At 67.9% G+C, this 13794-nt stretch carries 13 protein-coding genes; 6 read left to right on the forward strand and 7 right to left on the reverse strand.

Annotated features, from left to right (window positions below; all coding sequences use genetic code 11):
* Positions 1-4: 4 nt before the first annotated feature.
* A complete protein-coding gene (locus ACNJ7K_RS23725) occupies positions 5-2665 on the reverse strand; it encodes a helix-turn-helix transcriptional regulator (protein ID WP_487042273.1) in 2661 nt (886 codons plus the stop codon).
* Positions 2666-2831: 166 nt separating this feature from the next.
* On the opposite strand from ACNJ7K_RS23725, the gene ACNJ7K_RS23730 reads away from it, so the two are divergent.
* Positions 2832-3443 carry a hypothetical protein gene (locus ACNJ7K_RS23730; RefSeq protein ID WP_487042274.1) on the forward strand — a complete coding sequence of 204 codons (612 nt, stop codon included), beginning with the start codon at positions 2832-2834 and terminating at the stop codon, positions 3441-3443.
* A gap of 4 nt (positions 3444-3447) precedes the next feature.
* Here the strand turns inward: ACNJ7K_RS23730 and ACNJ7K_RS23735 are convergent, their stop codons facing one another.
* Positions 3448-4920: a DUF7159 family protein gene (locus ACNJ7K_RS23735; RefSeq protein ID WP_487042275.1), complete on the reverse strand. Its 1473-nt coding sequence runs from the start codon at positions 4918-4920 to the stop codon at positions 3448-3450.
* A gap of 216 nt (positions 4921-5136) precedes the next feature.
* Between ACNJ7K_RS23735 and ACNJ7K_RS23740 the strand changes: the two genes are divergently transcribed.
* Positions 5137-5943 (forward strand): crotonase/enoyl-CoA hydratase family protein, encoded by an 807-nt coding sequence (locus tag ACNJ7K_RS23740; protein WP_487042276.1) that lies wholly within the window; start codon positions 5137-5139, stop codon positions 5941-5943.
* A gap of 6 nt (positions 5944-5949) precedes the next feature.
* Here the strand turns inward: ACNJ7K_RS23740 and ACNJ7K_RS23745 are convergent, their stop codons facing one another.
* The 3 genes from ACNJ7K_RS23745 to gvpJ form a co-directional block, all read right to left on the reverse strand.
* Complete coding sequence (locus ACNJ7K_RS23745; protein WP_159418333.1) at positions 5950-6153, reverse strand: zinc-ribbon domain-containing protein; 204 nt, start codon at positions 6151-6153, stop codon at positions 5950-5952.
* A gap of 32 nt (positions 6154-6185) precedes the next feature.
* The gene (locus ACNJ7K_RS23750) at positions 6186-6809 is read right to left on the reverse strand and encodes a maleylpyruvate isomerase N-terminal domain-containing protein (protein ID WP_174247037.1); all 624 of its coding nucleotides are present in this window, start codon (positions 6807-6809) and stop codon (positions 6186-6188) included.
* A gap of 124 nt (positions 6810-6933) precedes the next feature.
* Entirely contained in the window at positions 6934-7308 is a 375-nt protein-coding gene (gene gvpJ / locus ACNJ7K_RS23755) for a gas vesicle protein GvpJ (protein ID WP_085468312.1), read from the reverse strand.
* A 59-nt stretch (positions 7309-7367) separates the two neighbouring features.
* On the opposite strand from gvpJ, the gene ACNJ7K_RS23760 reads away from it, so the two are divergent.
* Positions 7368-7634, forward strand: a complete 267-nt coding sequence (locus ACNJ7K_RS23760) for a hypothetical protein (RefSeq protein WP_085468196.1) — start codon at positions 7368-7370, stop codon at positions 7632-7634.
* Between the two features lie 20 nt (positions 7635-7654).
* Here the strand turns inward: ACNJ7K_RS23760 and ACNJ7K_RS23765 are convergent, their stop codons facing one another.
* Complete coding sequence (locus ACNJ7K_RS23765; RefSeq protein WP_085468197.1) at positions 7655-8425, reverse strand: 8-oxoguanine DNA glycosylase OGG fold protein; 771 nt, start codon at positions 8423-8425, stop codon at positions 7655-7657.
* Between the two features lie 152 nt (positions 8426-8577).
* Here ACNJ7K_RS23765 and ACNJ7K_RS23770 point away from each other — a divergent pair, with 152 nt between their 5' ends.
* On the forward strand, positions 8578-9498 hold the full coding sequence (locus ACNJ7K_RS23770) for a macrolide 2'-phosphotransferase (RefSeq protein WP_159418332.1): 921 nt from the start codon (positions 8578-8580) through the stop codon (positions 9496-9498).
* Here the strand turns inward: ACNJ7K_RS23770 and ACNJ7K_RS23775 are convergent.
* On the reverse strand, positions 9490-10290 hold the full coding sequence (locus tag ACNJ7K_RS23775; protein WP_085468198.1) for a HugZ family pyridoxamine 5'-phosphate oxidase: 801 nt from the start codon (positions 10288-10290) through the stop codon (positions 9490-9492). The genes ACNJ7K_RS23770 and ACNJ7K_RS23775 overlap by 9 nt on opposite strands.
* A 148-nt stretch (positions 10291-10438) precedes the next feature.
* Between ACNJ7K_RS23775 and ACNJ7K_RS23780 the strand changes: the two genes are divergently transcribed.
* Together ACNJ7K_RS23780 and ACNJ7K_RS23785 are read left to right on the forward strand one after the other, a co-directional pair.
* Complete coding sequence (locus ACNJ7K_RS23780) at positions 10439-10888, forward strand: cupin domain-containing protein (protein WP_085468199.1); 450 nt, start codon at positions 10439-10441, stop codon at positions 10886-10888.
* 548 nt (positions 10889-11436) lie between these two features.
* Complete coding sequence (locus ACNJ7K_RS23785) at positions 11437-13695, forward strand: NADP-dependent isocitrate dehydrogenase (RefSeq protein WP_283480414.1); 2259 nt, start codon at positions 11437-11439, stop codon at positions 13693-13695.
* Positions 13696-13794 lie beyond the last annotated feature (99 nt).

The following is a 13794-nucleotide window of genomic DNA, read 5'->3' on the forward strand; positions in this document are numbered from 1 at the left end:
CGCGCTAGCGCCGACCCGTGTCGCGCATCAACTCGGCGAGCTCCGTGCGGTCGGAGACGTCGAGTTTGGTGCACGCCCGGTAGATGTGCCCCTCGACGGTGCGGACCGATACCACGAGCCGGTCGGCGATCTGCCGGTTGGACAGCCCGGCGGTGACCATGGCGGCGATCTCTCGTTCCCGGCTGGTCAGGGGAAGCGGGCGGGCCGCTTCGTCCAGTGCCGGCGACGTGGCGTGATCGCATCGCGCAGCCAGGGCCGCAGCCGCGGCGGCGGCTTCGACGGACCGTCGGGTGTCGCCGTGGTCGCGGTAGGCGATGGCGGCCAGGGCGTGGGCATCGGCTGCGTCGGCGAGGGCCCCGAGCGCCTCGAAGGTCTCCGCGGCCACGGTCAGCCCCCGACCGTCCGCCTCCGCGGAAGCGGTCGCGTGGGCGGCCATGGCGGCGACGAGACGTCCGTCGCACTGCTCGGCCAGCGTCGAAAGTCGTTCCGCGGTGGTGCGATCCCCGAACCGGGTGGCGGCGTGCAGGGCGATCGCCTCGACGGCGAACTGATCGTGTCGCGCCGCGATCTCCGCCGCCTCACGGGCCGAAGTGATTGCGTTCGTGGTCTCCCCGCGCGCCGCGGCGAGCCAGGCCTCTGCGATCCGGAGTTGCGGCTCGAAGACGGCGACGTGCCGCCCACTGCGCGAGGTCGCCTGAGCCAGAGCGGCATCCGCGTCGTTGACACGCCCGAGGACGGCGTAGCCCTGTGTGAGGGCGATGTACGCCGGCACGTTCCAGGAGACGGTGGCAGCCCGGTCGTCCACCTGGAGCGCGGCGACCGCCTGTTCGAGGCGGTGCGCAGCGTGGACGAACCGCCCGCGCGCGGTGTCGACGACGCCGAGCAGGATGTTCGCCAGGCCCCACGCGAGATACTGCCCCGTCGACGTGACGGTCCCGTGGGCGTCGGCGGGACCGCGCATCGCGCTCTCCCGGTAGGTTTCGGCCCGACGCTCGGCCTCGTCGAGGTTTCCGGTGAGGAGCAGTGCGAGGACCTCGCCCAGTCCGGCCGGATAACGCAGCAGGTCGTCGACCTGATGGGCGATCGCCGAGCAGCGCGCCGCCATCGCGGGGACCTCGTGACCGCGTCCCATCACGGCGAGGGCGAGTCCGCCGCCGAAGAACGCCCACTCGACGGCCCAGGGGAGCGCGGTTTCGGTGGCGAGGACGCGATGGGCGAGAGCGAGCGCGTCGCGGGGGCGCCCTTCGTACACCGCGCACCCGCAGTCGATCGCATCGACCACCTGCCTCAGGTGCGGGCGCGTGACGAGTTCGCGGAGGGTCGCGAGCACCTGCTGGGCCTCGGCGGCGTTTCCCATCGCCCAGAACAGATTGGAGATGCGGGTCGTGCCCCATCGCACAAGTTCGCTCTCGTCGAGGGTGCGGGGATCGAACGAAGCGAGCACGGACTCGGCCTCGCTGATCCCGTCCAGCCACACCAATGCTCGGGCGAGGAGATCCGCGGCCGAGAACGTCCCCGTGGCGTCGAATGCCGCGCGTGCGAGACGTTCGGCCAGCGGGGCATCACCCAGGGCGATCGCGTCGTGGGCCGCGGTCTCGAGCAACTCGGGGTCGACGGACCGGCTGCTGTCCAGGGAGAGTTCGGCCAGACGGATCCGGTCGGTCGGGCCTCGTTGCACGCGCGAGTTCAGTGCTTCGACGAGCTGCCCGCGGATCCTGCGACCCGCGACCCGCCCCACGCGGCGGCGCACGACCTCACCGAAGAGGGGATGGGTGTAGCGGACGCGGTAGTTGCGGTTGTCGTCGACGACGTCGATCAGTCCTCGTCGTTCGGCTTCCTCGACTGCGTCGTCGCCGGCGAGGCCACAGAGGATCTCGAGATCGAGCGGTTCGCAGAACGCCAGCAACTGCAGGGCCTGCAGCACCTCGGGCGTGAGGTGGTCGATGCGATGTTCGAGGAGCGATGCGAGTTCGGAGGTGACGGCGGTGCCGCCTCGAAGCTGCCACACGTTCCCCACCTGGCGGAGCGTGCCGGCCTCGCGGGTGCCGACCACGAGATGGTGGACGAACAGGGCGTTCCCACCCGAGGCCTTCCAGATCAGGTCGGCGCTCAACTCCTCCAGGGGTCCACCGAGCACGGTCTCGATGAGATCGATGCACTGCTGCCGGGTGAACGGTGACAGCTCCAGGCGGATGAGATGGCCGTCCTTCCACAGGGAGGTGACGGCGTCGGGCACGACTTCGCCGTTGCGGACCGTGGCGACCGTGTGGACCGCACGATCGAGGGCGAGCTGATGGAGGAAGGTGGCCGACAGAGGATCGAGCAGGTGGGCGTCGTCGACACCGAGGACGAGGCGTGCGCGATCGGATCCGTGTTCGTTCAGCAGCGCCTGCCGTGCGGCAGCGAGGAAGGCGACGGGGTCGCTGGCAGGGGGAGCTTCGATGAGGTGCGCGAAGGCACCCAGAGGGATGCTCCGAGCGGATTCCGTTCCTGCGATCCAGCGCACCGGGGCGGACAGCGAGCCGGTGGCCATGCGGGCCAGGGTGGTCTTGCCGACTCCGGGATCTCCGGTGAGGACCACACCGCCTCGGTCGTGGTCCGTCAGGGCCGCGACAATGATTTCCAGTTCCCCCCGCCGCTGAATCAGTGGCCAGCGCTGATCCATGCACACGATCGTAGATCCGCGAAGTGCGGATATCTCCGGGTTGGAGATTTCACCTCCCGCGGGCGACCGCAGATCGAGTACTCCACTACGCGCGACGTCCCCACTCTCGGCGACCACGATGGAGTCGTCGGAGCACGCGAATGGAAAACGGCCGAAGGAGCTGGTGATGACCACGACATCGTCGGAGCCGTTCTTCAGCTGGACGTCGAGACGGATCGACCTGAGCACTGCAGCGGATGCGCGCGCGGTGACGCCGGAGCTCGACGAGTCCCTGCGCTGCGGTTCCCGGAAGGCCCGATTGCTGGCCATTCGCGATTCGGAGAGCGAGACCGACTACGTGGCGTTGCTGGTGGGCGACGTCTCGGGACACAGCGACGTCACGGTCCGCGAGGTCGACGAGGAGCGTCTGCTGGTCGAGGCGAGCCGGCCGTCCACCGAACCCGAGATCCTGTTGGGCGTCGCCTCCGCCCCGGAGCCCGGGCATCCCGGACCTCATCACGTCGATCGGGAGGTCTTCGTGGACGGGCCCGTGCGGTCGCTGATCATCCGCAGCGGAGCGCGGTCGGTGGTGGTCGATTGGTGCCACGACGAACGCGTGCGCTCGGCGCAGAGAGAGCAGATCCTGCCGCCCGAGCCGCCGGTTCGGACCGGACCCGAGACGAACCGGTTCCGTGTCGCGCGACTGATTCCGAGCCCGCGGGTGGCCCGGTGGTGGCAGCGACTGCTGCCTCATCCGGAACCTGCGACGGCGCGCCACACCCCGGCGGTCTGCGGCTGACCGATCAGAAACCGGGAATGCGGGGCAGCTGCGGGAGCTGGATCTGCGGAGGCGGCGGCAGCGTCGGCAGCTCGAACTGGGGGAGTCCGGGGACCAGCGGGGCCGGCTCCGGTTCGAGTGACGGCACCGAGGTGTCGGCCGCCGCGTCGTCCTGCGCGCCGGTGGTGGTGGGGACCTGTGTGGAGGTCTCCGCCGTCGTCTGCGGCCGGTAGGTGGTGCGGGTCTCGCTGCGATCGGTGGCCGTCGACTGCTCGTCCGACACCGCCGGGACGGTTTCCGGCGCGGTCGATGCGTCCGTGGTGGTCGTGGGCCGGGGCTCCGCCGCCGGTTGCGCCGGTGGCTCCTGCATCTCCTGTTGGGTGGCGGTGGGCTGCGGATCGCGACCGGAATTCTGCAGCAGGTCGACACCGAGGCCGATCGCCGCTGCGACGACGACGGCACCACCGGCGAGCAGGAGGCGTCGACGGTTCCGCGGTTGCGCGGGCGTCTCGGTCTCCTGCCGGATGTCGGCGGCAGCGAAGCTCTCGGTCGGCGCGTCCGGCGCGACCAGCTGCGGGGCGAACTGTGCGGTCTCGGTGAACTCCGTCGGCGCGGCGAACTCCGCCGTCTCGACGACCTTCGCGGTGTCCGGGCGGGCGAGGAGCGCCGCGCCTTCCGCCGCCACGAGTTCGGGCTGCGAGGGCACGATCACCGGAATGTCAAGCCACGACTCCATCACGGCGGTGACCAGTGGAATGTTCGCTCCGCCCCCGATGAGCACCGCGGCGTCGGGAGTGCGTCCCGAGCGGCGGATGACGTCGAGGGTGAGGCGGGCCGAGGCCTTCACGGGTCCGTCGATGAGCGAATCGAAGCTGTCCTGCGAGAGCAGCAGCAGACCACCCTTGCCGGGCATGCACACCGCGTCCTTCGAGGACAGCTGCTCCTTCGCGTCGCGGCACCGGGCGGTGAGGGCCCGCTGTGCCGCCATGTCGGCCGGCTCGGTGAAACGCTGCAGTTCGACGTGGTGGTCGTAGATCAGGCGGTCGACGAGGTCGCCGCTGATCCGGTCCGAGCGCGCCGTGCTCAATGCGATGCGGGTGCCCCGGTCGACGACCGTGACAGTGAGGCCCGAGCTGCCGAGGTCGTAGAACACGAGTGTCTCGTGGTCGCCGAGATCTCCTGTGGTTTCCAGCATTTCGAGCGCTGCGGTCACTTCCGGGACGAGCCGGAAGTTGTCGATGTCCAGTCGGCTCATCGCGCCCTGGACGAAATCGGCCTGCGTCTCGTTCTGGTACGCGACGCCGACGGCGCGCACCTGCTCGATCTCGTCGGTCTCGGCGAGCATCGTCTCGATGGACTCCGCGGCCAGTTCGGCCGGCCGGTCGAGCAGGGCGGGCATCGAGTGGGAGCGGAAGATCGGGCTGTCGACGCTCCCGGTGTCACGTCGCGCAAAGCGCACCGCGCTGGCACCGACCGAGACACCGAGAACTGTAGTCATGACGCCGACTATAACGGTTCGGTCACGGTCCGCACGCCGGAGGCGGGCGGGACGCGGATGACGGCGTGTCTTCGAACGGCCTCCGAGGACGTTGGCCGCGGCCGCTCGCATGTTCGCCGTCGACAGCGAAATCCCTGCTGTACAGTCGGCTTCGCGATCGCGGGCAGGATTCTCCGGACGTCCCGATCCCCACCAGTTCTCGAGGAGGTTCGGCGGATGAGCGAGCAGAGAGTGCGGATCGAGATCGACGAGTTCGGTGTCGCAACCGTGACCTTGACCCGCGCCGAGAAGCACAACGCGCTCGACCCGGCGATGTTCGATGCGATCGTCGACGCCACCGAGCAGCTCGCGACCGACCGCACGGTCCGCGCCGTCGTGCTCCACGGCGCCGGTAAGAGCTTCTGCTCCGGTCTCGACATCACAGGTCTCGGCAACCACGACGGCAGTGGCCCGCGGGATCTGCTCGCCCGCGCGGACGGCCACATCGCCAACCACGCCCAACGCGTGGCCTACGGCTGGTCCCGCGTCCCGGCCCCGGTGATCGCCGCGATCACGGGCAACTGCTTCGGCGGCGGCCTGCAGATCGCCCTCGGCGCAGACATCCGCTTCGCGACGCCCGACGCGCGGCTGTCGATCATGGAGGTCAAGTGGGGCCTCGTCCCCGACATGGGGATCACTCAGAGCCTGCCGCGACTCGTCGGCCTCGACGTAGCGAAGGAACTCACCTTCACCGGGCGCATCCTCACCGGCACCGAGGCCGACGCGCTCGGGCTTGTCACCCACGTCTCGGACGATCCGCTCGTCGCGGCGCAGGAGCTGGCCCACGAGATCGCCGGCAAGTCGCCGCACGCCGTGCAGGCGGCCAAGCGCCTGTACGAGGAGACGTGGACGGGCTCGGATGCGGAGTCCGCGCTGATGCTCGAGAGCACGCTGCAGGTCGAGTTGATGGGGTCGCCCAATCAGATCGAGGCGGTCACGGCGGGAATGACCGAGCGTGCTCCCGCCTTCGCCGATCCGGACTGACCGGGCTCAGATCTCCACGGCGGTACCGCAGATCCCGCACTGCTCCGACTGTCGGCGGCCCCACCGCGCGACCGGCACGAAGAACAATGTGAACTGCTTGGACTCCCGGACGCGGAGCCACTGCGTGGTGTTGTGGCAGCGCGGACACGTCCGGTCCTGCCCCGGACCGAGGTTCTGTCGCTTGGTGCCGAAGCCGAAGAGAAGGAACATCGTCCGAGCATAGAGCGACGACGCGTGGTCCTTCAGTGCATGACCGGAAGGATCGCCGCGTCGGAGCGACCCGACGCGGCCTCGACGAAGGTGAGCGGATCGGGCACCGCGGCGAGGATGTTCCGTGTCCGTTCGAGCGCCATCGTCTCGGGTCGTGGTCCGCCGACCGCGTCGATCACGTCGAGCCAGTGGATCGTGGTCTCCAGGATCGCCATGTCGAGGAAGGCGCCGAGCGCGACCGACTCCAGGAACGGGTGCGCGATCACGGAGGCACGGCTCAATCCGGGGATCCGGTCGAAGGCGGCGGGGAACTCGGATTCGAAGCGGGTCGCGACGGCGGCGCGCTCGACATCGGCTGCCAGTCGGCGCACCGTCTCGGCCATCCGCTCGTGCCTCGGTTCGGCTTCGACCGGATCGGCGTTGAGGATCCGGAGCATCTCCGCGGCGCTGGTCACCTTCGCCTCACCGTCCGCCGGTGGCGCGGTGAGCATCTCGATCATCACGTCCGGTGTGATGTGCACGTAGACGTCCCGGACCGTCCAGCCCGGTAGCCGGGTCTCGGTCGTCCACTGCTCGTCGGACAGTTCGGCGGCGCGAGAACCCCACATGCGCCACAGCCGGATCATCAGCGCGCGATCCTGTTCGAAAACCGCCACAACAACCCCCTCCGTCGACGTGCGGCGATTCCGACCGTATCGCCACGTCCACCTGCTCCGCCGGACGTTCGCCGACAGGAAAGGGCAGCGCCCTGCTACTGCGACGGTATTCCGGTTCGGGGAGTCACCGCTGCTTCTTCTTGCGTCGCGGAGCTTCCTGTCGCTTCTCCGCCACGTCGTCGAAGAACCCGAGGACCTTCTCGGCCGCGGAGTCGAGGGCACCGCGGGTCTTGTGCTCGGCGGCGCTCTCCACGGCCTTCCCGCCGACGTCGCCGACGATCTCGGGCACACCTTTCGGCTGGGTCTGCGAGATCTCGAGTCTGTCCACGGCCTGGGCGAACCGCAGATAGGTGTCGACGCTCGCGACCACGATGCGGGCGTCGATGGTCACGAGTTCGATGCCGACGAGGGAGACCCGCACGAACGCGTCGATGACGAGCCCCTTGTCCAGGATGGTGTCGATGACGTCGGCCAACCCGGACGAATTCGGGCGGGCCATCGTCCCGCCACCCCCGCCGCCGGCGGGTTCGATCGAAGTCATGGTGCTGCTCCTCGTGCGTGAACGGAATCGGCGCACAGCGATTCCGGATCACACGAGTGGATCCGGGCGAGGAGGACGAGCTCTCCGGGCGACGCGGGCGTCACTTCTCCATCATGACGCCTTCCCGGCGGCACGACCAGGACCACGAAGACATCATGGTTGCAGGAGAAGGACTGTCGGTGGGGGCTCTGCTGGTCGCGGTGACCGTGATCGCCGTCTCCGTCGTGATCGACCGGGTGCGCCTCTCGACGACCCCGCGATCGTCCCCCACTCGAGGGGAGTAACGCGGTGGATCGGAGGAGGGTCAGAACAATCGCGGAGTTGCGTGAGATCCGTCCCGGGCTTCGCAGATACGGGCGTGCCAGCGGTCGACGAGCCACATCTCGACCATCTCCGGACGCGTGGCGATCAACGACGCCCACATGTTGAGGAGTTCGACGTACCGGAGATAGCGCCGCAGCGTGAAGTCCGCGACCGACGGATCCTCGAGCCATCCTTCGTGGACGAGCGTCGACACCGCATGCTGATCGAGAAGTTGCGCCGGGCCCGCCTCGGTCCGCACCTCGACCGCCCACAGATAGGTCGCCAGCAGTGGTACGCCGACCCCGGGGGTATCCGGCCATCCGGACCAGGTCTGCCGCGCGGTGTCGGGCAGGGACTTGGTCTTCGCGCAGTAGTCGAGGACTCCCTTGATCTTGGTGAACCGGTCCCGGCCCTTCGGGGCGTGTGCGTCCCGGACATCCGGAAAACGTCGAGCGCCACGTCGTCGCGCATGCGCGCTGCGCCACGCCGCGCACAGGAACAACAGGCCCAGGCCCGCGTGGTCGGCCTCGATCAGTTCACTGTCCGAGCGGAGGTCGTTGCGTTGGACGATCGCGTCGCCGTCATCGATGATCCGTCCGTCGAGATTCCGTCCCCGGAGGCGGATCTCGTGCCCGGCGCGCTCGAGGTGGCTGTTCCACCACTTCAGATCGACGGTGACGCCTTCGTCGAGCACCTGCAGGTCGAACGAACGCGCTCGGCACCACTCCGAGCATGCTTGCGGAGGCTCGAACCCCTGGTCGTACGGATGCATTCTGTGGACATTGCCACGAGTGTCCGGCGATTCCGGGGCAGGACACGCGCGTGGGGCCGACCTGTTCGCCACCTGTAACAGCAGAGGAGCCTCCACGACCGCCCGAGGAAATCGATGGACCGGAACCACGCGGCGATGAGAGCGTGAATCGCATGAGTCCGTTCGACGTCACCGATGCCCTTTCGCTCGCCGCCAGGCACGGCCTGCACCTGTCGGCCGACGACGTCACGGTGAACGAGGCGGGACTCGACTACCGCGTCGTTCTCGCGTCCGACGACACCGGCCGACGGTGGGTCCTGCGCATCCCACGCAGGTCCGACGTGTCGGCGAAGACGGCCGACGAACTGCGCATCCTCGATCTGGTCGGACCCGTCCTCGCCGAGGACGGCATCGCGGTGCCACGCTGGGAGATCCACGAGCCCGACCTCATCGCCTACCGTGCTCTTCCGGGCGCGCCGGGACTGACCCTGAACGATGCCGGTGAACCCGTCTGGCACATGGACCCCGCCGACCCTCGCTATGCCCGGCGGCTGGGACGTCTTCTGGCACGCCTGCACTCGATCGACGCGGAACGAGCAGATGCGGTCGGTGTGGAAGTACGCTCACCCGACCGGACACGCCGGGCCTGGCGGGACGACATCACACGGGTGCACGACGCCTTCACCGTCGCGCCCGCCCTCGCCGGCGCGTGGGCGGAGTGGCTCGACGACGACAGCTGCTGGCCCGACCACACGGTCATGACACATGGCGAGATCTATCCCGCACATGTCCTGCTCGACGAGGACGGTGCCGTCACCGGTGTCCTGGACTGGACGACGGCACGCGTGGACGACCCCGCGCGCGATTTCGTGATCCAGTACGGGGCGGCGGGGGAGGAGATGCTCCGGGTCACCCTCGCTGCCTATGTCGATGCAGGCGGACGTGTTCACGACGGTCTGGCGGCACAGGTCGAGCATCTCTGGAACGCGGCCCCGGTCGGGTACGCATTGTTCGCCCTGATCACCGAGAAGGAATCCGACCTGGCCACGGCAGCAGCGATGCTCGATCCACAGGATCGACCGTGCTCACGGTGATTGCGCTGCGCGAGCCAAAGCGACTGTTGCTGCGCGTAATTCGTCGGCGGAGTCGAGCGGCGACAGATAACCGGCGCGCGTCATGGCTCGCCCACGCGGCGTGGTGACATCGAGGTCGAGGCCGTATCGGTCGGCTCCGACACAGGTTGCCGCTGTCGCATCCGGGAATCCGCCGAGCTTGCGGGCCATCGTCAGCAATGCGTCGGCGTGATCGTCGTTGAGATGGGCGATCGCAGGAGCGGCCGACGGGGTCACAGGATCCGGCAAGGCTTCGGCATAGTCCTCGGCGGTGGCCGAATCCATCCGTCCGTACCCACCGACCCAGCGCACGCGCTGAACCCGAAGAACCCAGAGCGTGAAGTCGCTGAAATCGATGTAGACGCGGGCCGCGGGGACAGCGGCCAGGTGTGCTTCGCGCGCGGCGGCCAGCTCCTCACCTTCGGGACGCTCGACGTACCCGGCGAGGGTGATGCGGGTACCGGCGAGCGGGTCGGACTGCGGGTCGGGTGCCACGACCGCGATGCTTGCGCGTGGATCGCGCGCAAGATTGCGGCCGTGCTCTGCCATGTGCGACACGCACAACACCGGTGAGCCTCCGACCAGTCCGTACGTCACGAAGGAGGCCCAGGGATCCCCTTCCTTCGTGAGGGTCGCGAGAGTGCCGGTGTTCGTCGACGCCGCGACCGTCCGCGCTTCCTCGGCGGCAGACGGTCGTGTCGCGTTGACGACTTCCGTCAATGGCGGCGGCACGGTGGGAGCGTCGCCGGGGTCTCCGTGATCCGAGTTCGTCATTCACGAGACGCTACCGGCGCGCCGGGTTCCGGGTGAGCCGTCACGGATGGAGCAGCGGGGCCGCGGTCGAGCGGCCACCGGAGGACGGGTGCATCGAGTGCACGAGTTGTCCTGCAGCAGTGTCGTGTAGGCGGTAGCGTCCGTGCGCATGAAGCGCTCCGTGCAGGGTGTACTCGCGGCGATGGTCTGTGCTGTAACGGTGGCGGTGCCCGGGTGGGCCCATGCCACCCCGAGTGAGGGAATCTCAGGGGTCACCTGGGTGGACATCGAGGTGCCTCCGGGACTGCTGCCGTTCGTACCCGACGGCGTGCACGCCGTCGCCCGGGAGATCACCATCGAACCGGGCGGTAGCACCGGTTGGCACTATCACGATGGCCCCGTGCTCGGCCTCGTGCGGGCCGGCACGTTGACGCATCCGGAAGGGGACTGCAAGCCTGTCGTGTTCGAGACCGGCGATTTCATCAACGAACCCTCGGGTCGGGACCACCTGCACGTGGGCCGGAATCTCGGTACGGAACCGGTGATCCTCGACGTGGTGTACCTCGTGCCGATCGGGTCGCCGCTGTTCGAGGATGTTCCGGCGCCCGCCTGCGATTGATGCCGCCGCGGTCACGAGCTCCCGTCGGTGATCGAAAAATGTGAAATTTTCCATCGCGACGTGGACGTGCGACTTCGCCTCGGGCCCGCGGTCGTCTCCCTCGAGCGACGATCGACGAACCTCGATTCCCGACGGAACGGTCGTCCGCGCCGAGGTCATCTGCTGGGTGTCGGCGTTCGACCCGCCATCGGACAGCCGAAGGGATCGAAGACGAGTTCGACAACGGAATCGACTGTGACAGCAGTCTTTCCGCTGATCGCGGGGCCTGTTTTCGACGGCGATGCTGCGCACCGGGCGAACCCGCATCACGACAGGTCGACGGATCATCTAATCGGTGGCGTGCCGGACTGCGGCGTTCTCGGTCGCGACCGGACATGGGGTCGACGGTACGGCGCCCGGCGGGCGGTCGACGCCTGTCGGCGGAGTTCGAGTTACCGGCGAGTAAATATCGTTCTCGAGTTCTCGCACGTAGCCTGATACCCGATGCAATCCCGCACGCGGAGCATTTCGTGAGGCGGACCGAACTGACGTAGGGAGTCGAGACAAGAATGAGCGCCGACAAACAGTCGACCATTATCTATACGTTGACCGACGAGGCGCCGTTGCTTGCGACCTACGCCTTCCTGCCAATCGTGCGTACCTTCGCCGGGGCTGCGGGCATCGAGGTCGAGACCAGCGACATCTCGGTGCCTGCGCGGATCCTGGCCGAGTTCCCCGAGCACCTCACGGAAGAGCAGCGCGTCCCGGACAACCTGGCCGAGCTCGGTCGTCTGACGCAGCTGCCCGAGACCAACATCATCAAACTGCCCAACATCAGTGCGTCGGTGCCGCAGCTCCTGGCTGCCATCAAGGAACTGCAGAGCAAGGGCTACCAGGTCCCGGATTTCCCGGACGCCCCGAAGACGGACGAAGAGCGTGCCATCCGGGAGCGCTACGGCAAGATTCTCGGCAGCGCGGTCAACCCGGTCCTGCGTGAGGGCAACTCCGATCGGCGCGCGCCCCGCGCGGTGAAGGAGTACGCCCGTAAGCACCCGCACAGCATGGGCGAGTGGTCGATGGCCTCACGCAGCCACGTCGCGCACATGCGGCACGGCGACTTCTACCACGGTGAGAAGTCGATGACGCTGGACCGGGCGCGCAAGGTCCGGATGGAGCTGGTGACCACGGGTGGCGAGACGATCGTCCTCAAGCCCGAAGTGGAGCTGGGTGAGGGCGACATCATGGACAGCATGTTCATGAGCAAGAAGGCGTTGCTCGAGTTCTACGAGGAGCAGATGGAGGATGCGCGCAAGACGGGCGTGATGTTCTCCCTCCACGTCAAGGCGACGATGATGAAGGTCTCGCACCCCATCGTCTTCGGCCACGCGGTGAAGACCTTTTACAAGGACGCCTTCGCCAAGCATCAGAAGCTGTTCGACGAACTGGGCGTCAACGTCAACAACGGTCTCGGCGACCTGTACGACAAGATCGAGGCGCTGCCCAGCACACAGCGGGACGAAATCAAGCAGGACCTGCACAACTGCCACGAGCATCGTCCCGAGTTGGCCATGGTCGATTCCGCCCGCGGCATCTCGAACTTCCATTCCCCCAGCGATGTCATCGTGGACGCCTCGATGCCCGCAATGATTCGTTCGGGCGGCAAGATGTACGGCGCCGACGGACGACCGAAGGACGTCAAGGCGGTCATGCCGGAGTCGACCTTCGCGCGCATCTACCAGGAGATCATCAACTTCTGTAAGACCAACGGCGCGTTCGACCCGACGACCATGGGTACCGTTCCCAACGTCGGGCTCATGGCGCAGAAGGCCGAGGAGTACGGCTCGCACGACAAGACCTTCGAGGTTCCGGAGGAGGGCGAGGCCAACTTCGTCGATGTCGAGACCGGTGAGGTGCTGCTCACCCAGCACGTCGAGGCGGGTGACATCTGGCGCATGTGCACCGTCAAGGACGCGCCGATCCGCGACTGGGTCAAGCTCGCGGTCACCCGGGCACGCAACTCCGGCATGCCGGTCCTGTTCTGGCTCGACCCGTACCGCCCCCACGAGAACGAGTTGATCAAGAAGGTCGAGCTGTACCTGCAGGATCACGACACCGAGGGTCTCGACATCCACATCATGTCGCAGGTGCGCTCGATGCGGTACACGCTGGAGCGGCTGATCCGCGGTATGGACACCATCGCCGCGACCGGCAACATCCTGCGTGACTACCTCACCGACCTGTTCCCGATCCTCGAACTCGGTACGAGCGCCAAGATGCTGTCGATCGTGCCGCTGATGGCGGGCGGCGGCCTGTACGAGACGGGTGCCGGCGGGTCGGCGCCCAAGCACGTCAAGCAGTTGGTGGAGGAGAACCACCTGCGCTGGGATTCGCTCGGTGAGTTCCTGGCGTTGGCCGTAAGCCTGGAGGACCTCGGCATCAAGACCGGCAACGAGCGCGCCAAGATCGTGGCGAACGCGCTCGATGCAGCGACCGGCAAGCTGCTGGAGACGAACAAGAGCCCGTCCCGCAAGGTCGGCGAGCTCGACAACCGGGGCAGCCAGTTCTACCTCGCGATGTACTGGGCACAGGAACTTGCCGGGCAGACCGAGGATCCGGAACTCGCAGAACAGTTCGCCCCGCTGGCCGAAGCGCTGGCCAGGGACGAGGAGACGATCGTGCGGGAGCTGAACGAGGTGCAGGGCGCGCCGGTCGACATCGGTGGCTACTACCGGCCGGACAAGGACAAGACCGTGGCCGTGATGCGGCCGAGCCGGACCTTGACCACCGCGCTGACGGCAGTCGACCCCGAGGCCGGAAACGCACCGTGACAGGTAGACCTGCATCCGTGTAGGCAAGCCGCCGCTCCTCGACCGGTGTGACCGCGCGGGTCGTCGAGCAGTCCCGAGAATGCACGGGCAGAGAGAGGT

This window comes from Rhodococcus shunpengi, assembly GCF_048381395.1.
Lineage (GTDB): Bacteria > Actinomycetota > Actinomycetes > Mycobacteriales > Mycobacteriaceae > Rhodococcus.

Coding starts and splice junctions, on each gene's coding strand:
- ACNJ7K_RS23725 (WP_487042273.1), bottom strand. CDS start 2,665: ATGGATCAGCGCTGGCCACTGATTCAGCGGCGGGGGGAACTGGAAATC.
- ACNJ7K_RS23730 (WP_487042274.1), top strand. CDS start 2,832: ATGACCACGACATCGTCGGAGCCGTTCTTCAGCTGGACGTCGAGACGG.
- ACNJ7K_RS23735 (WP_487042275.1), bottom strand. CDS start 4,920: ATGACTACAGTTCTCGGTGTCTCGGTCGGTGCCAGCGCGGTGCGCTTT.
- ACNJ7K_RS23740 (WP_487042276.1), top strand. CDS start 5,137: ATGAGCGAGCAGAGAGTGCGGATCGAGATCGACGAGTTCGGTGTCGCA.
- ACNJ7K_RS23745 (WP_159418333.1), bottom strand. CDS start 6,153: ATGTTCCTTCTCTTCGGCTTCGGCACCAAGCGACAGAACCTCGGTCCG.
- gvpJ (WP_085468312.1), bottom strand. CDS start 7,308: ATGGCCCGCCCGAATTCGTCCGGGTTGGCCGACGTCATCGACACCATC.
- ACNJ7K_RS23765 (WP_085468197.1), bottom strand. CDS start 8,425: ATGCATCCGTACGACCAGGGGTTCGAGCCTCCGCAAGCATGCTCGGAG.
- ACNJ7K_RS23770 (WP_159418332.1), top strand. CDS start 8,578: ATGAGTCCGTTCGACGTCACCGATGCCCTTTCGCTCGCCGCCAGGCAC.
- ACNJ7K_RS23775 (WP_085468198.1), bottom strand. CDS start 10,290: ATGACGAACTCGGATCACGGAGACCCCGGCGACGCTCCCACCGTGCCG.
- ACNJ7K_RS23780 (WP_085468199.1), top strand. CDS start 10,439: ATGAAGCGCTCCGTGCAGGGTGTACTCGCGGCGATGGTCTGTGCTGTA.
- ACNJ7K_RS23785 (WP_283480414.1), top strand. CDS start 11,437: ATGAGCGCCGACAAACAGTCGACCATTATCTATACGTTGACCGACGAG.